The organism is Chitinophaga sp. SYP-B3965 (assembly GCF_009647655.1).
In the GTDB taxonomy this organism is placed as follows: Bacteria; Bacteroidota; Bacteroidia; order Chitinophagales; family Chitinophagaceae; genus Chitinophaga.
On record NZ_WJFD01000001.1, the window covers coordinates 2,852,574 to 2,872,344 of the forward strand.

General features: G+C 46.3%; 18 protein-coding genes and 2 pseudogenes. 5 read left to right on the plus strand and 15 right to left on the minus strand.

Features of this window, described 5'->3' with window-relative positions; all coding sequences use genetic code 11:
* Positions 1 to 117 precede the first annotated feature (117 nt).
* Positions 118 to 762, plus strand: a complete 645-nt coding sequence (locus GFS24_RS11280) for a Crp/Fnr family transcriptional regulator (protein ID WP_153659664.1) — start codon at positions 118 to 120, stop codon at positions 760 to 762.
* 140 nt (positions 763 to 902) lie between these two features.
* Here the strand turns inward: GFS24_RS11280 and GFS24_RS11285 are convergent, their stop codons facing one another.
* The gene (locus GFS24_RS11285) at positions 903 to 1,109 is read right to left on the minus strand and encodes a hypothetical protein (protein WP_153659665.1); all 207 of its coding nucleotides are present in this window, start codon (positions 1,107 to 1,109) and stop codon (positions 903 to 905) included.
* Positions 1,110 to 1,144: 35 nt separating this feature from the next.
* Complete coding sequence (locus tag GFS24_RS11290) at positions 1,145 to 1,909, minus strand: hypothetical protein (RefSeq protein WP_153659666.1); 765 nt, start codon at positions 1,907 to 1,909, stop codon at positions 1,145 to 1,147.
* Positions 1,910 to 2,006: 97 nt separating this feature from the next.
* Between GFS24_RS11290 and GFS24_RS11295 the strand changes: the two genes are divergently transcribed.
* Positions 2,007 to 2,300 (plus strand): hypothetical protein, encoded by a 294-nt coding sequence (locus GFS24_RS11295; RefSeq protein ID WP_153659667.1) that lies wholly within the window; start codon positions 2,007 to 2,009, stop codon positions 2,298 to 2,300.
* Positions 2,301 to 2,423: 123 nt separating this feature from the next.
* Here GFS24_RS11295 and GFS24_RS11300 read toward each other — a convergent pair whose 3' ends face one another.
* Complete coding sequence (locus GFS24_RS11300; protein WP_216647390.1) at positions 2,424 to 3,842, minus strand: sulfatase; 1,419 nt, start codon at positions 3,840 to 3,842, stop codon at positions 2,424 to 2,426.
* Positions 3,843 to 3,944: 102 nt separating this feature from the next.
* Between GFS24_RS11300 and GFS24_RS11305 the strand changes: the two genes are divergently transcribed.
* Positions 3,945 to 5,324, plus strand: a complete 1,380-nt coding sequence (locus tag GFS24_RS11305; protein ID WP_153659668.1) for a sialate O-acetylesterase — start codon at positions 3,945 to 3,947, stop codon at positions 5,322 to 5,324.
* Positions 5,325 to 5,378: 54 nt separating this feature from the next.
* Here GFS24_RS11305 and GFS24_RS11310 read toward each other — a convergent pair whose 3' ends face one another.
* The 4 genes from GFS24_RS11310 to GFS24_RS11325 all read right to left on the minus strand — a co-directional run bounded on the left by GFS24_RS11310 (position 5,379) and on the right by GFS24_RS11325 (position 8,159).
* A complete protein-coding gene (locus GFS24_RS11310) occupies positions 5,379 to 6,284 on the minus strand; it encodes an AraC family transcriptional regulator (protein ID WP_153659669.1) in 906 nt (301 codons plus the stop codon).
* 25 nt (positions 6,285 to 6,309) lie between these two features.
* A complete protein-coding gene (locus tag GFS24_RS11315; RefSeq protein ID WP_153659670.1) occupies positions 6,310 to 7,071 on the minus strand; it encodes an SDR family NAD(P)-dependent oxidoreductase in 762 nt (253 codons plus the stop codon).
* Between the two features lie 140 nt (positions 7,072 to 7,211).
* Entirely contained in the window at positions 7,212 to 7,700 is a 489-nt protein-coding gene (locus GFS24_RS11320) for a hypothetical protein (RefSeq protein WP_153659671.1), read from the minus strand.
* A gap of 3 nt (positions 7,701 to 7,703) precedes the next feature.
* Entirely contained in the window at positions 7,704 to 8,159 is a 456-nt protein-coding gene (locus GFS24_RS11325; protein ID WP_153659672.1) for a MaoC family dehydratase, read from the minus strand.
* Between the two features lie 100 nt (positions 8,160 to 8,259).
* Between GFS24_RS11325 and GFS24_RS11330 the strand changes: the two genes are divergently transcribed.
* Both GFS24_RS11330 and GFS24_RS11335 read left to right on the plus strand, forming a co-directional pair.
* On the plus strand, positions 8,260 to 8,613 hold the full coding sequence (locus tag GFS24_RS11330; protein WP_153659673.1) for a DUF2200 domain-containing protein: 354 nt from the start codon (positions 8,260 to 8,262) through the stop codon (positions 8,611 to 8,613).
* 171 nt (positions 8,614 to 8,784) lie between these two features.
* Complete coding sequence (locus tag GFS24_RS11335) at positions 8,785 to 9,249, plus strand: hypothetical protein (RefSeq protein ID WP_153659674.1); 465 nt, start codon at positions 8,785 to 8,787, stop codon at positions 9,247 to 9,249.
* A 67-nt stretch (positions 9,250 to 9,316) separates the two neighbouring features.
* Here GFS24_RS11335 and GFS24_RS11340 read toward each other — a convergent pair whose 3' ends face one another.
* The 8 genes and pseudogenes from GFS24_RS11340 to GFS24_RS11370 form a co-directional block, all read right to left on the minus strand.
* The gene (locus GFS24_RS11340) at positions 9,317 to 10,516 is read right to left on the minus strand and encodes a TlpA disulfide reductase family protein (RefSeq protein WP_153659675.1); all 1,200 of its coding nucleotides are present in this window, start codon (positions 10,514 to 10,516) and stop codon (positions 9,317 to 9,319) included.
* 11 nt (positions 10,517 to 10,527) lie between these two features.
* Positions 10,528 to 10,899, minus strand: a pseudogene (locus GFS24_RS29435) (peroxiredoxin family protein); the annotation flags it as partial.
* Between the two features lie 384 nt (positions 10,900 to 11,283).
* A pseudogene (locus tag GFS24_RS29440) lies at positions 11,284 to 11,613 on the minus strand (DUF4369 domain-containing protein); the annotation flags it as partial.
* 10 nt (positions 11,614 to 11,623) lie between these two features.
* Positions 11,624 to 12,826: a TlpA disulfide reductase family protein gene (locus tag GFS24_RS11350; RefSeq protein WP_153659676.1), complete on the minus strand. Its 1,203-nt coding sequence runs from the start codon at positions 12,824 to 12,826 to the stop codon at positions 11,624 to 11,626.
* Between the two features lie 11 nt (positions 12,827 to 12,837).
* Positions 12,838 to 14,301, minus strand: coding sequence for a RagB/SusD family nutrient uptake outer membrane protein (locus GFS24_RS11355; RefSeq protein ID WP_173003046.1), 1,464 nt, complete (start codon positions 14,299 to 14,301; stop codon positions 12,838 to 12,840).
* 25 nt (positions 14,302 to 14,326) lie between these two features.
* On the minus strand, positions 14,327 to 17,752 hold the full coding sequence (locus GFS24_RS11360; protein WP_173003047.1) for a SusC/RagA family TonB-linked outer membrane protein: 3,426 nt from the start codon (positions 17,750 to 17,752) through the stop codon (positions 14,327 to 14,329).
* A 227-nt stretch (positions 17,753 to 17,979) separates the two neighbouring features.
* Positions 17,980 to 19,110 (minus strand): FecR family protein, encoded by a 1,131-nt coding sequence (locus GFS24_RS11365; RefSeq protein ID WP_153659679.1) that lies wholly within the window; start codon positions 19,108 to 19,110, stop codon positions 17,980 to 17,982.
* Positions 19,111 to 19,191: 81 nt separating this feature from the next.
* The gene (locus tag GFS24_RS11370) at positions 19,192 to 19,755 is read right to left on the minus strand and encodes an RNA polymerase sigma factor (protein WP_173003048.1); all 564 of its coding nucleotides are present in this window, start codon (positions 19,753 to 19,755) and stop codon (positions 19,192 to 19,194) included.
* Between the last annotated feature and the right edge of the window lie 16 nt (positions 19,756 to 19,771).

Below are 19,771 nucleotides of genomic sequence, written 5' to 3' on the forward strand. Positions count from 1 at the left end.
ACGAAAAAATTATAAACCCCTATATTTGAAAACCAAAACCCCAGACTTACTCAAATAAGTTTGCGTACCTCCCTCCGTTAACCACCATTATTTATTCATTCATTAATACCATTTACTATGAACAAATCAAACAGAGGCCAGGAGCTGCCTTTCGAATTCCCCTTTACAAACCCCTTCATGCAGACCCAGTTCTGCAACCTGTTCAACATGCTCCGGATATACAATCCCAATTTCACCAGGGAAGTGATGGACGTTATTATTCCTTTCTGCAAAGTATTTTCCTTTAAGAAAGGCAACATCCTGCTGGATTACGGGGAGGTATGCAACTACGTATATTTTGCCGTGTCCGGGCTTGTTACCGCAATAGAGAATCCCGATGGCCGTGAGCGCCACTGCTGGTTTATGGTCATGGGAGATGTTATCATTTCCATTGATAGCTTTTATACGCAGTCAAAGAGTGAGGAAAAACTAGTGGCATTGGAAGATACTATTTGCATTGCCCTGCATGTGGATGATTTAGAAAAACTTGGATTAGAATATCCTTCATTTTTGCTGGTGCGCTCCAGGCTTACCGAGTATTATTATCGCGAAGCATATGCGAGGAGCAAATGGATAGGGAAAAAACCGGCGGAAAGGTACGCTTTGCTCCTGGAGCATTATCCCCGCTTTTTCAACCGGGTATCTGATAAAGCGCTGGCCTCCTACCTGGGTGTTTCTCCGCGTACGTTCACCCGCATAAAGACTGCCCATTTCTCAAAATGAGGCCAGATGTCTCCATTTTTTCATATTCACGTGCGTAAATTTGCGGAACCGAGTAATGCATTTTCCTCCGTGAGCATCCCGCACTAACCAAACCATAACGAATTAAAAAACCCCGGCAGATGCCGGGGTTCCAGAAACACTTATTCCTGTTCCTTAGCAGCCTGACCGAGGCCGGTCATTACGCTGCCTGCTATCGCTACACCGCCGGCTATTTCGGCGATGGTAACAGGCAACTCTACCGGCAACCCCAATACCGCAGCAGCAATAGCGGTAAGGAGAAGGCCCAGGTTACGCACCTTCCTGAAAAAGGGAGGTGTGGGAGCAACTATGCGATGCAGTAATTCCATCTGATATAATTTAAATGTTAGAAAATATGGAACCATTATGCGGGATTATCCACACCGATCAACTGCAGGCCATTGAACCTGCTGTTATTGACCGGGTATTGGAAATTCCCTTCCTGCAACAGGAACTCAATGCCAAGAGCGATCAACACCGGATCTGTGTTATTGGCAGGCAATTGGGCATTGATCGTAAAAGACGGTGTGGCTGCATCATCCAACGCCTGGATACCACTTATGCCCATCGCAAATACATACTTCCCTTCATCAAAATTGATGGCCGCCGCAGCGATCTTCATTCTGAAGTGCGTGGCATTCGGAGGCGGCACGATCATGTTAGCCGGGATAAACTCCGGCAGATCGATGTTTGCAAGTCCGGTCACACGATCCAGGGAATGAGTGAACGGTACGATGAAGGTGGACCCTAAAACACCGGCAGGATTAAAATCAAAACCGGTGAGGAGGTTCATATCTCCAAACTTCATGCTGCGCGAGCCGCGCTCATGTTCAAGGTCAGACTTGATCACCGCTTTGCAGAGCTTCGTCAATCGCGGGAAAAGATCGCTGTTCGCCTCTTTGGGGATCAGTGGTTTAAAAGCAGTCTTGATCAGTCCGCCCGCTTTGCCGGCCTTGCCGAAATCCTGGAGGTTGAGCCGCAATACAGCAAAGTTCGGATCTGTTTCTATTCGCTCTTTGCTGACACCCCCTTTCTTGCGAAAAGCGTAGGTGCCGTTCTTTTTTCTGTAGATGGCCATTTTCTGGGTACCACCGACGAGTTGTAATAAATCATCTTTTTTTTGTGACATAAAAAATATTTTAAAATGAATAACAGGCATTTCCGTAGCCATGCCCTTTCGGCTTTTCACGTGATCAGCGTGTGTTTCGTAATTACATGGCGAAAATATGTCCCGGCAAACGTTCCCCAAAAACGGACCGCCGCTTTTGCCGCATTTTGCCGGTTTTTACCGGTTTTTGCCGATCAAACAGAGAGGAATGATGGATAAAAAAGTACCGCGGAGAGTGGTCATTACCACCAAGGACATACAAAATATCCTCGGCATATGCGAGCGGTCAGCCCGGGAGCTGATGCAGAGGATTCGCATTATGCTGGAGAAAGGGACCGAGCAATATGTAACGGTAGATGAGTTCTGTAGGTTTGTGGGGTTATCGAAAGATGAAGTACAGGATTTTTTCTAATGGCAAGCATATCCTTAGTGGCCTCGTGTCAGCCTCTTATCAGCCTTGTAATGGCCTTACGCAGCCTCGTGCCAGCCTCTAACCAGCCTTGCATCAGCCTTGAGCCAGCCTCATTCAGCCTTTCTATGGCCTCCGCATGATCCTGCCCGGACGCGCCATCTGCCACCCATCATGAAGCTGCTGTTTTAATTCTCTGATCAAAGCAATATTGGCTATGTTATTCACTTCACCAGGATCGATCTGATGATCATAAAGTTCCATTGCTTTGACTTCATCAGTTTTAAAGTTGCGCCATTCCACATAACGGTAACGATCCGTTCTGATAGCATACCCCATTATTTCAGGTTCATTTTTGTATTGCCAGGGTCGGGGAAATTGACTGAACACAGCATTCTTCCAGGGTTGATCAGGCTTCGTTAATAATGGTGCCAGAGAAGTACCCTCTAATGCTTCAGGAACAGGCAGGCCGCCTAACTCCGCTAAGGTCGGATATAAGTCTACTAATTCAACCAGTCCATTGGAAGTTACACCTCGTTCTTTCCCCGGTGCTGCAATGATTAAAGGCACCCTGGTATCCAGTTCATAGTTGGTTGTTTTTGCCCACAACCCTTTCTCGCCTAAATGGAATCCGTGATCACTCCACAAAACAATGATGGTATTCCTGGTTAAATTTAAACGATCCAGTTCTGCCAGCACCTCGCCGATCTGAGCATCCGTATAACTGATCGCGGCATAATAACCGTGTAGTAATTCCTGCGTTTTTGAATCAGTAATTACATGATCAATGTCGCTATATCCTCTCAGCTCCTCGCTGTTATGCACAGCATAGGCTGGTATGTTGGGAGGAACAATACGCTGAACAGGAAGGGGAATATTTTTCTGCTCATACAGATCCCAATATTTTTTTGGCGCACTAAAGGGCAAATGCGGGCGGCGGAATCCTACCGCCAGGAAGAAGGGTTTGTCTTTGATCTTTCTTAAAACGGCCATCGCCTGGTCTGCTACCTGTCCATCGATATAAGCATTATCAGGCACGTCTGCACTTTCCGTTGCTGTTGCTTTGGAAGATCCTTTCTGAAGATTTGAAGGCAGTACATATTTGCCCTCTTTGTTCGTTACGGCTAATATTTCCGGCACAGACCAGGAAAGGGCATCCTGCGCCGAGGCAGGATCGTGATAGATCTTACCAATGCTTTGCGTATGATAACCATTGTTTTTAAAATACTGCGGTAAGGTAACTACATCGGGGATGGTAGTACGAAAATGGGTATTCAGATCCCAAACCTTTGTTGTATTCGGCCTTCTTGCTGTCATTAAAGAAGTCCGTGAAGGAGAACACACCGCTTGCTGGCAGTAAGCACGATTGAATAAAACACCGAATCCTGCCAATCTATCAATATTGGGGCTTTGCACGATCTTATCTCCATAACACCCCAATTGAGGACGCAGGTCATCTATGGCAATAAAGAGGATATTGGGCGGCTGTTTATTATCGCCCAAGCGCTTATTTACCTGGCAGCCGCTCATGACCAGTATCAACATAGAAAACACTGTACAAAAAAAACACCTCATTATTAGTAATATGTACTACAATTATACAAAACATGTATATATTTATACACCAATTTTTAATCAATCATTCATATGAAACGAATAATAGCATGCATTGGCCTGTTCCTCCTGGTGAATACGGCTGCCAATGCCAAGGTCATTCTTCCGGCTGTCATCGATAACAACATGGTGCTTCAGCAAAAAACGAATGCCGCTCTGTGGGGTAAGGCACGCCCTGCGGCGAAGGTGAAGGTCACCACCAGCTGGAATGGAAAATCGTATACTGCTCAGGCCGGAAGCGACAGCCTGTGGAATGTTTCAGTAAGTACCCCGGCAGCAGGCGGCCCCTTCAGTATCACCTTCGATGATGGTGAAAAACTGGTATTAAAGAATATACTCATCGGAGAGGTATGGGTTTGCTCAGGCCAGTCCAATATGTCCATGCCTGTTAAAGGTTTTCGCAACCAGCCTGTAGAAGGTTCAAACGACATGCTGATGAACGCGAAGAATCCAAAGATCAGGCTGTTCCAGATCCCACGTCAGTTTTCTGACAAGGCTCAATTCGATGCAAAGGTGATTAGCTGGGAAGAAGCGGATGTAGAGAGCGTGAGCGAAATGAGCGCTGTTGCCTATCTCTTTGGCAAGATCATCCAGGAGAAACTGGATGTACCTGTGGGCATCATTCACACTTCCTGGGGCGGAACCCGCATTGAAGCATGGATGAGTCCTTCAACTACGCCCCCAGCTTCAGGCAATGCTGTAAAATTGAATCAGAATAGCCCTTCCGTACTCTTCAACGCCATGATCCATCCTATCCTTGGTTTTAGTATCAAAGGGGTGTTATGGTACCAGGGAGAAGCCAACCGGAAAAATCCCCAGGCGTATCCGCAACAGATGCAATCTATGGTAGCCGATTGGCGCAAACGCTGGAATTGTGGAGAATGGCCGTTCTATTATGTGCAGATTGCACCATTCAAATACGATAACGATAAACAATCAGCCTATCTCCGCGAAGCACAGCTGCAAGCCCTGCAACTGATCCCTAATTCGGCAATGGCGGTAACTGCTGATGCAGGACAGGAATTATCGATCCATCCTCCGTACAAAATGACGGTGGCAAAGCGCCTGGCTTACGCTGCACTGGCACGGGATTATGGATTCAGTAAGCTTCCATATCAGGGTCCGGTTTACAAGTCGATGAAGATCAGCAAGGATACTATTGATCTCATTTTCGATCATGCTGAAAACGGTTTGTATGCAGGAACGAAGGACCTTACCTTGTTCGAAATAGCAGGTGAGGATAAAGTATTTCATGCTGCTGAGGCCAAAATAACGGCAACCGGCATTCGCGTGAGATCTAACGATGTGAAAAATCCGGTAGCAGTTCGATATGCTTTCAATGACTGGTTCACAGCTGAGCTTTATAATAATGAAGGTTTGCCGGCTTCATCCTTCCGTACTGATACATGGTAATTTCCCATCTCGGATATAAGAGCGAGGGCTAACAATTCGATTGTTAGCCCTTTTTCAATTCTGGTGCCGGTAATCCGACGGTGACTTACCGGTTTTGTTTTTAAATATCTTAGTGAAATGAGAAGGGTGTTCAAAGCCCAGTTCAAAAGCGATTTCACTGATATTTTTCTCTGTACTCCACAGCAGGGATTTTGCTTTGTCCACCAGCTGCAGGTGAATATGTTCCAGGGTGGTTTTACCAGTATACCTGTTCAGCAGATCGGAAAGATAATCAGCAGAGAGGTTGAGCCGGGATGCGAAGTATTTTACATCCGGAAGTCCGTCTTCGATCAGTGAATCCTTTGAAAAATAGTCCAGCAGCAGGCTTTCAAACTGCTGGACTATATCCTGACTGGGTTTGGAACGGGTGAAGAACTGGCGGTCGTAAAAACGGTTGCAGTAGTTGAGCAGCAATTCAATATTATTTACGATCAGTTCCTGTGAGTGTTTGTCTATGTTTTGCGAATACTCCTGCGCGATGTTATCCGCGCAGTTGCGCAAAGTTTTCTTTTCATCTTCAGACACGTGCAGCGCTTCATTGGCATCGTACTGAAAAAATGAGTACCCATGCATCTTTTTGCCCAGTTCCGTCCGGTATAACAGATCAGGGTGAAAGAATAATCCCCATCCATCATCATAGGAAATGTAACGCTGTGTAGAAACAGCCTGCCCCGGAGCGGTAAATACCAATGCACCCTGATCAAAATCGTAATGGGAACGCCCATAGCCCATTGATCCTTTTAACTGTTTAAGGTACACGGCATAAAATCCCAGCCTGAACGCGGTTTCTTTTTCCGGAAAGTTATTCCTGCTGATCTGCTGCAACTGAAGGAAAGAAACCAGTGGATGTTTCGGCGGCGGACTGTCGTAGAGCTTATGTAACTCCTCTATGGTATTGATATCGACGAATGATGATTGCATACTTAGTAAATTTACTGAAAAGACCTTAAATGAACATTCCGCCCGCTATCTCAATGCGTTGGGCATTCACAAAGCGGCTGTCTTCAGAAAGCATGGAGGCGACAAACATGCCCACATCGTCCGCATTGCCCAGGCGTCCGAGTGCGGTCATGCCGGCAATTTGCTCACGATGGCTATCATCGCCTTTTCCACCGCCAAACTCAGTGTCGATGGCCCCTGGCGCAACACTGTTTACACGGATCTTCCTTCCGGCATATTCTTTGGCAAAATACCGTGTCAGGCCTTCTATCGCGGACTTAAGCGCACCATACACGGCAACACCCGGAAAGGCGAACCGGGCAAGTCCGGAAGAAATATTAATCACCTGCCCTCCATCAACGATCAACGGGATCAGTGTTTGCGTGAGGAAGAACACTCCTTTAAAATTTACATTTACCAGCTCGTCGAACTGTTCTTCGGTGGTGTCTTTGATGAGTGTTCGCTGAGATATCCCTGCGTTGTTTACAAGATAATCGAAGTTCTCCCGGTTCCATTCCTGCTTAAGCACCTGCGAGATCTGACCGGCAAAGCCACTAAAGGAACTGATTTTGGAAGTGTCTAATTGCAAGGCAATTGCTTTGCCTCCACTGCTGTTAATGGTATCAGCAACCGCTTTCCCCTGATCGGCGTTACTGTTGTAAGTGAGGATAACGTCCATGCCACGTTGAGCGGCATTTAAAGCAATGCTTTTCCCTATTCCCCGGCTCCCGCCAGTTACAAGAACAATTTTTGATGCTGTTGTTTTCATCTTTTTAAAGTTTTAATTTCTTTAGCAAAGATCAACAGCGTGGCGCAGGGCTATTTATACATTTCCGGGGAGGTCTTATACATTTCAGAGATGGGAATAATGTTAAAGGGAAGCAGGTATGCTTCCCTTGATATAACGGCTTATAATTCAGTAAGCTCGAGTACTTCTTTGCTATACTTTAAATAGGTAACAAGCACTTTTGTTCCTGGTTGGTATTTGTAATAGTCCGCTTTCTTAACCGGGATTTTAATCTTCTCCGCTTTATGCCGCCCGGCAAAAGTGAAAATGTATTCATCATTTTCTGTTTTGTGGCGGTTAATAATTACACTTGACAGTTTGTTTTTCCCATTTGCAATATCCTTCTTCCAGTTACTTTTAAAGTATCTAAATGTCAGCCAGATCATTAAATAGAAAAAGCCGAACAGTACAAGGCCTGCAAAGACAAACCAAACGGGGCTAAATTCATTCTGTAAAAAGTAATAGGCAATAGCCATGATCAAAAGCGTACAAGCCAATAAAACACCCGGTGCATTTTTAAAGAATTCGCTTCGTTGTTTATCAATATGTTTTATCTCTTCATCACTTAAAGGAATGTTTTCCTGCAGGTTTATTTGCAAATAGTCAATCATGCCTTAAAAATGATACAGGAACACCACATCACCCGTGTAAGCCGGTTTTGTCTTGCCTTTAATACTAAGCGTAGCACCAATGATCACTTTCGTAACACCTCTCAGATCGACGATAGATTTAAGTTTCGCTGTCAATTGCACTTCGTCGTTCACCAGTACCGCCTGGCCAAACTTAAACTGCTCTATACCGTAGTTTATTTCCATTTTAACATTGCGGATGTCTGCAATTTGCTTCCATAGATAAGGAATTAACGCCAACGTCAGATAACCATGGGCAATAGTGCTTTTGAAAGGCCCTTCATTTTTTGCTCTTTCTTCATCCGTATGGATCCATTGATGATCAAGCGTTGCATCCGCGAACTTATTGATCTGCGCCTGATCAATCTTATGCCATTCAGAACTGCCTATTTCCTTCCCCTCAAATGCCTGATATTCCGCGAAACTGTTAACGATCACCATATTTTTTTGTTTAGATTTTTTCTTGAATTGACGCTAAAATAAGGGGATTATATCAAAAACACCCTAAAATGAATAACTTTAATAGTAAATAACACGGAAAATGGATAATACCGCAAGAGTATATAAAATGTCCTTTGCCAGCGTTTATCCGCATTACATTCAAAAAGCGGAGAAAAAAGGACGCACGAAAGATGAGGTAGATGAAATCATATTCTGGCTCACAGGGTATAATAAAAAAACACTGCAACAACTCCTCGACAACAAGACCAATTTTGAAGCATTTTTTAACGAGGCCCCCCAAATGAATCCCAATGTTTCAAAAATTACCGGCTTGATCTGCGGTTACCGTGTGGAAGAAATTGAAGACCCCATCATGCAAAAGGCACGTTACCTGGATAAGCTGATTGATGAATTGGCCAAAGGAAAGGCCATGGAAAAGATCTTAAGGAAGTAAGAAATCTCCGTTTAATTCTCAAACCCCACCATCCCCCCTTGACAACTTTATCTTACTTTATGTAAAGTTTATTTTACATTATGGAATATATGCTTTACTTTTACTTTCAGAATAAACCCGGCCGGTTATTCAACAGACCTCGATTATCAAATCAAATTAAACTCAAAAAAAATGAAACTTAAAAATCCTATATCAGGGAGGCAGATACTGCTTCCCGGAGTCGCCATCATGCTGATAGCCCTGCTCCTTTTCGCCTGCAATAAGAATAATGAAACACCCGGCAACGATAATATGACGGCTGCCGCAAAGGCCGTTACCGGTAAGCTGGTACAGGGAGAAGTAAAGTCAATATCCGATGCGGAAGGTTTGCTGCTGCACATCAATGATCTTGATATCATTGTTTCGCAGATGCCCGGCAGCAGCCTTTCAGCTTTACCAGGCATTTCTTCGGCTGCAGTTATCACTTCAGCGTATGGATTGATATTAAAAGATCTGGTCCGCGGTAATGTTTATTTCCTTGTCAACAACGATGAGGAAAGCATCAGGCGATTCAATGCCATCACCCTTCTTTTTCCTTCAACTGTGAGGAACGATGTAATATTCGGTACAACGATCATCAGATCTTCTAACGGCTAACCTCAAAACAGCAAAACCCGGTCCTGAACAGGACCGGGTTTTGTTATGAAGAGGTTAGTATCTTGAATCAGTTCCCCATTACCTCTATCAGCTTCTTATCCATCGCCTCATCATCTTCTCCTCCCCCACCATATCTCCCAATGATCATCCCCTTAGGATCGATCAATATTTTGGTAGGCAATGAATGGATCCCATAATGATCACTGATATCTTCCGGGTTCGGTTCTTTCCGTTGCCTCTTCTCCATATCCAATCCCCGCAGCACATGTTTCCAAATTTCGATCCCATCATGCGCTACGGCTTTCTTCCATTCTTCCGGCCGGCTGTCATCATCAGAAATACCAATGATCTCCAGTCCTTTGCTTTTGTACTTTGCATACAATGTCTTCAGGTGAGGATTACCTTTCCTGCAGGGTACACACCAGCTTGCCCAGAAATCGATCAGCACATACTTGCCTTTGTAATCCTGCAAATTAAGTGGCTGGCCATTGATATCCGTTTTGCTGAAAACATATGCTTCGCTACCGGGAGACCCACTGCGCAATCCATCCAGTTCTTTTTTGATCTCCTTCCCGAAACTGCTCTGCTGCAGGGCGGGCGGCATGTTGTTGTAAGAGGCTTCTGCTTCCGGGAGTTTCATGCTGCTGATGCGGAAACGAAGCAGGTAAGCACTCGCATAAGATGCAGGATGTTTTGTTATAAAATCCTTGTCGATGGCGTCCATCTTTTCATAATAAGGTTCCATCTTTCCTTTTACTTCTTCCAGTTCATCCAGCATGGCAGCTAATGATGCGCTGTCTTTCTTTGCTCTGCGGGCAGCGATGTATGCCAGGTTGAGTTTATTGTAAGTAGCAGACAATGGAGCAAGGCCGGTCATAACAGGTTTCCTGACTGCATTCAGTAATGCCATATCATCCTGCGCTTTAGATCCCTTCAGCACAGCATCTTTCAGCTGGCCTTTCTTAAGGGAAACATTCATAGCACCCGGCTCGAGGAACAGGGAAGCCGCATCGTCATCATAGGACATCTGAGATGGCCTGCTCAGGAACAGGCTGCTCATGGAGGGGCCATCGATCTTCCCTGAAAAAGTAAACCGGCCTTCCTGCAGCAATGCACTGTCCATCTTGTAATTACCATTGCCCGGGGGATAACTTAAATACACATATCCTGTGTGTTTTCCTTCCACCGTACCGGTAAGCGTGAAGGATTGCGCAGAAACGGATAACTGTAATAAACAGGCGGCGATCAGCAGCGAAATTTGTTTCATATCCAATTGATTTAATTCAGCAGTTCTTGTAATTTTTTATGCAGCGCCTGGCCCCTGAGGTCCTTTGCAATAATAATACCCTCCGGGTTCAGCAGGAAGGTGGATGGAATGGCCTGTATACCATATTCCTTCGCCACTTCGTTCCTGAATCCTTTCAGATCAGACAGCTGCAGCCAGGGCATGCCATCCTCTTCTATCGCCTTGTGCCATTTCTCTCCGCTATCATCAAGTGATACACCTACCACCGTAAAATTTTTATCCTTATAGGCATTGTACGCTTTCAGCACATTAGGATTCTCTGCCCTGCAGGGACCACACCAGCTGGCCCAGAAATCGAGCAGCACATATTTCCCTTTGAAGTCAGACAGCTTTACGGGTTTACCATTTACATCCGGTTGTGTAAAATCTATCATCGGTTCCCCGATAGCGCTCTTCTTCAATATAGCGATCCTGGCCCCAAGGCGCCCGCCTACGGCAGAATGCTGTGCGGAAGTATCCAGCAATTGGTAGAGGCTGTCCAGCTGCTTGTATTCTCCCATTACGGCCATATCAGAAAGCAGGGAAACACTCACAGGACTTTTAGGATTGGCGGTAATGTACTGCATCGTTCCTTTCCTGCGTTGCTTGCGTAACGCTGCCACCTGATCTTCCCATGCAGCTTTTAAAGAATCATTGCTTTTTATTTCCTCATACTTTTCGTAGAGTTTTTCCTCCTGATCGGTGATGTTCTTAATGGAAGCCTCATAAACAAGTTGCTCATCCTGGCTGGCAGAGCCGGTGATCTTCAGATCACTCAGCGAATCCGCATGCCCCGTGATGTGAATATCACTGTTCTCCAGGAAGAAATCCACGTAACGGGTGGGGAACATCAGATACACCTTTACCGGTTCGGCTGCTTCGCCGGTCCAGGTGAATTTACCGTCTTTAACAGGAATGGTATCTCTCTTTGAGGAATCAGCTACAGGGATGGTAAGGTATACCACAGAGTCTTTAAGGCCGGTGATGCTGGCCGTAATGGTAGCTTGTTTTTTGCCCGTTGTTCCGCAGGCGTATAACGCGGCGGCAGAGAGACAGATGAAAATGCTTTTTATATGCATAATGATTGTTTTAGTGTTTTGGAAAGAGATCTCCGTACATGTCTATCAAAGCGGCATCCATCCAGGAGCCCCGCATGTTCCTCGTTACCAGTTTCCCCTGCGGGTCAAACAGCAGGCAGGAGGGAATGCCGCGGATACGATAGTTTTTGGCCAGCTCACTTTCAAAGGCTTTCAGGTCTGATAACTGTGTCCATTTCATTTTTTCTTCGCGCATGGCTTTGAACCATTTTTCTTTGTCGTCGTCCAGGGAAATGCTCACGATCTCAAATCCTTTTTTATTGTACAGGTCGTATACCTCTCTGAGATGCGGAATATCTGCTCTGCAGGGACCACACCAGGAAGCCCAGAATTCAAACAGTACATACTTGCCTTTGCCGATATAATCTTTTAAACGATGTGGTACACCGGTTGTATCCTGCAAGGTGAAATCCATTACCATAGAACCCACCGCGGCTTGTTTGTTCTGTTCTGCCTTTTGCAGGAAGTGTTCGGTGAGCATGCCCTTAGTGCCGGTAAAATGTTGCATCACCTTATCAATCTCCTTTGTATCCATGCTACGCTGCTCTACTGCCTGCAATGCAATAAACGCCAGCACTTCAGAAGGTTTGTTCTGCAGGATAAAATCCTTCATGTATGCTTTTCGTTTCTTTTCTACCACATCCATCTTCCTGCACAGGTCCATGCCGATCTCCCGTGGCCCTTTCTCCTTATCTTTCCCGGGGTTCAGGTATGCGATATAACCATCAAAATACCCGTCATTCTCTTCATCAAAAGCGCTCTTCTGACGATAATACTGCAGGAAGAGATCATTGCTGGCACTGCCACTTACTGCCGCCGCCAGGGAAGTACCCCCGCCGGAGTAAAACTCTATTTCCTTCTTCAGGCTGTCGTATGGCGCCGTAACATTAATGTTGTCGCTGTTTACGGCAAAAAGGTTGATCACACGGTCCTGCATATACCTGTCCGTAGGCTCTTCATTCTTTAATACAAGGGAATAAAACCGGGGCGTGGCAGCTGTTCCGATGAAGGTAAATTCTCCGTTATGGATCACGGTGCTGTCCAGGATTGTTCTGGAAGGAATATCCGCATACTTGAGGTACACTTTTTTGCCTTCCACTTTGCCATCGATCTTTCCTTTGATCTGAAAAGAATCGGGTTCATGTGCAGACAGGAGCGCCAGGGCTACTGTTGCGAGAATGGTTTGTTTTATCATGGCTGGTTAGATCAGTTTTTAGGGATTTCAAATACTACTTTCGGATCTGTGGGCTGGATGGTCATCGCTGTCCCATTATTGTCCGCAGCCGTTCTTGTCATGGGCAGGCCGTTCCGGAAATAATCAAAACTATTATGGCCTTCGAAAGCCAGCTCTATCCTTCTTTCCTTCAACACGGCGGCCAGTACATCGGGCGCAGCCAGATTATCCACATCTGCTGCAGGCAGGCCCGCACGGATATGGATGGCTTTCAGGTTTTCCTTTGCTTTGGCAGTGTTACCTAATTTAGCATATGCTTCCGCCCTGTTGAGATACAGTTCTGCCAAACGGAAATGGATATACGGTGCGCGGGTGAGCCAGGCTTCGGGCAACACCAGGAACTTGGTAGTTTCTACAAAGTTGGAATTAGGATTCAGCTTGAGGAAAGTACCCCTGATATCTCCGGGTACCAGCAGGCTTTTAAAACTGGCAGAAGGAAGAAAGTAAGCGCCTACGTTATAATTAACATCATAGTGATAGAGCTGGCCAAGGGAACTGGCACCGGTAGAGTTATCGAAAGCAAAGATCATCTCTTTGTTGGTAGTGCCATTAGCGCGGCCAATGGTACCTAGCTCATCATCAGCAAACATCTTGTTATAAGCATCCCCTTGCAGCAGCATATATTTCCCGCCGGTTTGATCTATCACACTATCTGCATAATCAACTGCGCGTTGATTGGAAGCACCATCCGGTGCGGCTATACTGCCACCCATATAAAGGTATGCACGTGATAACAGAGACCATGCAGCAGCAGAACTGCCAAAGGCATTGGTTTTGGTCACTGGCGCTTTCATCAGCTGCGCTGCAGTTTGGAGATCAGCGATGATAAAGTCATACACTTGTTTAACAGTACTTCGTGCCGGTACCTCCTTAATATCACTGCTGGTTTTGATAATAACAGCAGGGCTTTCAGCGGCTGACTGATAATAAGGTTTTCCATATACCCTTACGAGATTAAAGTAAACCAGCGCACGGATGAAAAGATTTTCTCCTTTGGCATAACGGAACCTGTTCTTCTCCACCTCTGTTAAAGTAGAAAAGGCTGTGTTTTCCATGGCCGCAATGCCTTCGAGTGTGGTGTTGACACTCACAATCACCTGGTAAGCGCCGCGGTAAAAATCAGCGCTGTTGCCTAACGTTGGGCCTGTACTGTTTCTGAAAAAGAACGCATCTGTAGTTTTATCAACAGGCTTCCAGTTTTGCAGGGTAACATTGTTGCCCCGGCTTTCTGCAAAATCATGCATGGGTACATCAAAGTCGCTAAACCCGCTGCCCTTCAGCAGGCTATAATTGCCTACCGTTGTTTCTTCAATGCCGGCAAGTGATGCCAGTTCTCCTTCCTTATCGATCTTCGTCAAAGGCCGTACGCTGTCTATCTGTTTGTTACACGCAGTGATCAGCAGACCGGTAATTATGATTATAGTAGTGTATCTCATTTTTTCCAAGTTTGAAACTGAACAATTAAAAACCAACCTGCAGGCCAAATACATAACGCCGCGGAATACCAATGCCAGAACCAACAGAACCGCCAAAGTCCTGCGCCTGCCCTACAGAAGGGCCTTCCGGGTCTGAAGAAATGATCTCTTTGGAATAAAGCGTGTACAGGTTATCGCCGCTCACATAAAAATTAGCCTGCGAAAGGTTTAGTTTTTTCAGGAATGATTTGGGCAGTTCATATCCCAGGCGAACACTACGCAAGCGCACATGACTGCCATCGTGTAAGTATTTGCTGGAACCGAAATAATCCGTATTAGCTTGAGTGTATATCTCCGGCTCTGTAGCATCTGTTTGCCCCGGTGTGGTCCATTGCTTCTGGTGACTGCGGTAAGCTACCTGGTTATAGCTGGTAATATTGGAACCTTGCATCTGCTCAGCCAGATCATCATTGATCACGTAACCGTAAGCATAGGTGATCAACACGTCCAGGGAAAAATTCTTGTAGGAGAAAGTATTGGTAAGCCCTCCGTAGAATTTCGGCTGGAAACTGCCGATGAACTGGAATTGCCGCGGGTCTGCAGCGGCGCCTACTTCAGCCAGTGAATTTACATATTCGATACCGGTTGCATTTCCCTTGTCGTCGAAGATCAGTTTTTCAAATCGTGGTTGCCCTGTTTGAGGATCTATTCCCGCATATTTAACAGCCTTCAGGGAATTGATATCATCGCCGGCCTTCAGATAAAAACTGTTGGCATTGTAGAAGCCCTGCCGCAAGGAATCATTTGCCACGCTGAGGATCTTGTTCTTATTAAAGCTGATATTAAAAGAAGTGTTCCAGCGGAAATTTTTGCCGGTGATATTATCTGAATTGATCAGCACTTCCCAGCCCTTATTTTGTACAGTAGCCACGTTCTGCCATTGCGTAGGAAAACCGCTGATCGCATCCAGGGTCACTTTCTGCAGCAGGTCTTCCGAGCGGCGGTTATAATAATCTATACTGGCAGTAATTTTATGGAACAGGCCAATGTCTGCACCTGCACTGAAAGTTTTGGTGATCTCCCATTGCAGATCAGGATTGGCCAGCACGGAAATAATGGCCCCGGCCTGCCCGCTGTAAGTATAACGCGGATCATACAATGTGCGGGTAAGGAAGTTGTCTCCCAGCTGGGAACCACTCGTACCATAGTTGCTGCGCAATTTCAGGTTACTCAGGAAGCTGAGATTGCTGGCAAACTGTTCATTGCTGATCACCCAGGCGCCACCAACGGAATAGAATGTTCCGTATCGTTTATCCTGCCCGAAACTACTGGATGCATCCGTCCTCAACGAAGCGCTGATACTGTACCTGTCATCATAGGTATATCCGGCTTCTCCAAAGGCAGAAAAAGATGCACGATCTTCTTTGCCTCCCTCTATGTTACCTGTTTTGGATGTAGGGATACCGTATATGGAATAGTCGTATCGGCCCCCCACCTGCCTGCCCAGTGATATCACAGGATAACCGGCTCTTACATTATTAACGTTCACCAGCATGTTCTCCATTTTTGTGCGGCCATATTCAGTAGCTACTAAAGCACGCAGAGAATGGAAGCCGAATGTTTTCTGGAAATTCAGCTGGTTGGAAGTCAGGAAAGTATTGATATAATTGGTATTGGTGCCCAGGAAACCTTTTGAAGAAGTGGTAGTGCCAGACCCCGCATAACTCCGGGCATCTACATACCGTTCATCTTTGGTATAGTTAAGGTTAGCAGAGTTGGTGCTGGAAAAGCTGAGCCATTCTGTGATCTTATAATCCGCTTTGACAGAACCGGCAAAGCGCTGTGCCCTGGGATGAATATAGTTGTACTGGTTTTCGAAGATGGGATTCTCTGCCTTCTGTGTTCTGCCATTCAGTTTATATTCCAGTACAGGTTTCGGAGAGCCGTCTGCGTTATAGGGATTTACCCAGGGGATCATGCCATATAAAAAAACACCGCTGTTGCTGTTCTCTCTTGTACCGTTATCAAAAATACCATTGAGGGATATGTTGGTGGTGAGTCTTTTGCTGAGCTTTGTTTCCAGGTTGATGCGGAAAGTACCACGTTTCAGGCCATTGTTTACGCCGGTGGATTGCTCATCGTAATAGGTGCCGCCGATGTAGTAACGGGTGTTTTCCGTGCCGCCTCTCGCGGAGAGATTTACCTGTTTGGTATTGCTGCTGATGAAGGCATATTTTTGCCAGTCATAACTGTTTTGTACGTCCGCCATGTCTGGCAGCCGGTTATCCAGGTATGCCTGCAGTGTTGGATACTGTGGCGCGAGGCTGCCGTTGTTGACACGGTAATCTTCTGTATAAAAACGCTTCTGCACGTCATATAATTCCGGGCCGGTAAGGAATCGCAGTGATCCCCGGTTGGGTTTGTTCAGCCCGTATTTTATTTCTGCCATTATCTGCGGTTTGCCGGCTACTCCCTTTTTGGTAGTCACCACAATTACGCCGCCGGCGGCACGGGAACCATAAATGGCCGTAGCGGCAGCGTCTTTCAGAATGGTGAGGTTATCTATGTCCTGTGCATTGATCAGCTCCTTGAGGTTCTGGTTGGGCATGATCACCCCGTCCAGCACCAGTAACGGACCATAATTCTGAGTAGGCATTACAAACTCATTCACCTGGTCTACCCCCACTCCCACAATACTGCTTTGCCCGCGTACAAATATTTGTCCACCTGCACTGGTAGGATCGCCTGCGCCCTGTTCAGAAATATACAAACCGGTAGCACGGCCTTTCAGTAAGGAAACAGGATCTGAAGTAGTGATGCCTTTCCGTAACTGATCACCACTGATCTTCTGTACGGCACCGGTCAGTTCTCCTGTTTTTTTGGCGGAGTAACCGGTGATGATCAATTCATCCAGTTTTGACGTACCAACGGCCAGCATAATGCTCAAAGGCTGGTTGCTGACTGCTTTCACCCGCTGGGGCTCATACCCGATGAAAGAAACTTCCAGCATCACTTCCCAGGCATCTGTTTCCAGTTCAAACTCACCGTTGCCATTGGTCAATGTTGCTTTGGAAGTACCCCTCACCTGAACGGTGGCGCCCTGCAAAGGTTTACCGGTAGCGGCATCTCTCACCACACCGCTGATCTTTTGCGGAGGCTGAGGAATAAAGGGAAGTGACGCCTCTTTTTTAAGCACGATCGTTTTCCTGATAATGGTCCATTTAAGATGACGGCCATTGAGGCAGGCATTGAGCGCTTCCTCCAGGGAAGCATTCTTCAGGGCAATGCTTACCACTTCGCCGGAAGGCACGGTGCCCTCCTCATACCAGACCTGGTAGCCACTCTGCTTTTCAATTTCATCGAGTACTTTTTCCAGTGGCGCATTCTTTTGCGAAATGGAGATCTTTTGTGCAGACGCCGCGGCGCTCACATGCATTGCTCCAAGTAATAAAAAGATGATTGACAGCTTCACGGTGATCAGTCTTTTGGTGAACGGGCGCAGCCCGGATTTGGTTGATAGGCATAACCTGCCTTGCCTCTTTGGGCAAAAGGTAGTTGAGATCATAAAACTTGGTTGGTTAATGATTTAAATAAAATTCTATCAGAAGCTGGTGTACGATTTTGGTCTTTGGTTCCTTTGTGATTGGTTTTTTATGGTAAAATAATGAGCCTTTTCTTCATGTCTAAAAAGAGCTTCTGTTATGGTAAAACGATGATCTTCTTTCCTTCCTGCCTGAAATGCAGATCGCTGGCTTCCAGTACGGAAAGTGTTTCTGCGAGGCTATAGCTGCGCGATACCTTTCCCGTAAAATGGCGGCGTGTAACCGCTCCTTCATAATCAATATCCACATCATACCAGCGGCTGATCTCTTTCAGTATAACAGCAATATCCGCATCCTTGAAAGCAAAGAGCCCTTCCTTCCAGGCTACTGCCAGGTCCAGGTCCGCATTCCGCGTGATGCTGATGTTTTGATCGGTATTTACTTTTGCCAGGTCTCCCGGTTTTAGCAGACTGCTGCTGCCATTTGCTGTGACTATTTTCACGCTTCCTTCCAGCAGGGCGGTATGAGTGATGGATTCATCCCCATAAGCTTTCACGTTAAAATGCGTGCCCAGCACTTCTACACGGAGACCGGTGGTTTTAACAATGAAGGGTTGTTCTGCATTCGCGGCTACTTCAAAATAACCTTCACCATTCAGTTCCACCACCCGTTCCGAACCCGGGAAAGCAGTCGGGAATTGCAGTTCGCTGGCCGCATTCAGCCATACTTTGGTGCCATCGGGTAATATAAGCCGGTATTTGCCGCCTCGTGGTACAGATAGTTTATTAATGGCAAGCTGTGTTTCGCCATCATATATAAGTAATGCCTGTTGTTTATTAACGGTGGTACCACCCTGTTCCTCAATAGCGCCGTCTGTGGCTGCGTTAAGATCTACCACCTTACCGTTACCCAGGGTAAGCATGGCTTTGTTGCCTGCGGGTGGTACAGATAATACAGCTGTTGATCTCTCCTGCTTTTCCGGCTGTTGCACCAGGTAGGTGCCGGCAGCTAATATGATCAAAGCAGCGGCCACCCAGGGCAGCCATTTCCGGCGCATGGGCACCACGGGAGCTGGAACGGCCTTTTTGTCCCGGGCTATCTGTTCCTGCAACTGGCGTAAGATCCGTGCTTTAGCTCCTTCCAGTGTATCCGCCTGTGGGCTGACAACGATCTCTGTATCCCCCTCGTTCACATGATTATACCATTCATGCAGTGCTTCCTGCTCTGCTGCAGTTGCCTTGCCATCAAGGTATTTCTTTGCTAAAACACTGATCTGCGCTGTATCCATTGAATGCAATTAAAGCTCCTTTATATAGTAGAGCATCGTCAGAAGAATTCACACGCAAAAAAGGAGAAAAAAAATTCCGGGTTATTTAATCAGCATAAAGATCATGGCGAGGCTCAGGTATTCCCGCCGCTGGCGCATCACCTGCATCACGCGGGCAATATACCCTTCGGCAGTGCGTACAGATACCCCCAGTTCTCCGGCCACCTCTTCCAGGGGCCGGTCCAGCAGCTTGTGCTGGAGAAAAACGATGCGATGTTTGGCAGGTAGTTCGCTGGCCAGTTTGTTCAATATTTCCAGTAGATATTTATTCTCGATGTCAAAAGCGGGCGATTGCTCCGCGGTGATGGTCTGTAAAGTGTTCGTCTGTTCCCTTTTCCGCTGCAGGTTCGCAAAATGACGGTAAATAGCATACCGCACCATAGCTGCCAGGTAAAAAGGAAGGGACTGTATGGACAGATCAGCTCTTTTTTGCCAGAGCGTCAGAAAAACCTGCTGAACGATCTCTTCTGCATCCTGCGCCGATTGCAGGCGTTTGTGCGCCATGAAATACAGTGGCTCCCAATAATGGTTGTAAATTTCGGTAAAAGCAGTTTCATCCCCGTCTTTCAACAACGCCAGTAAAGCTATATCATTAGTATCCCGCATAAGTAACTGAGACAGC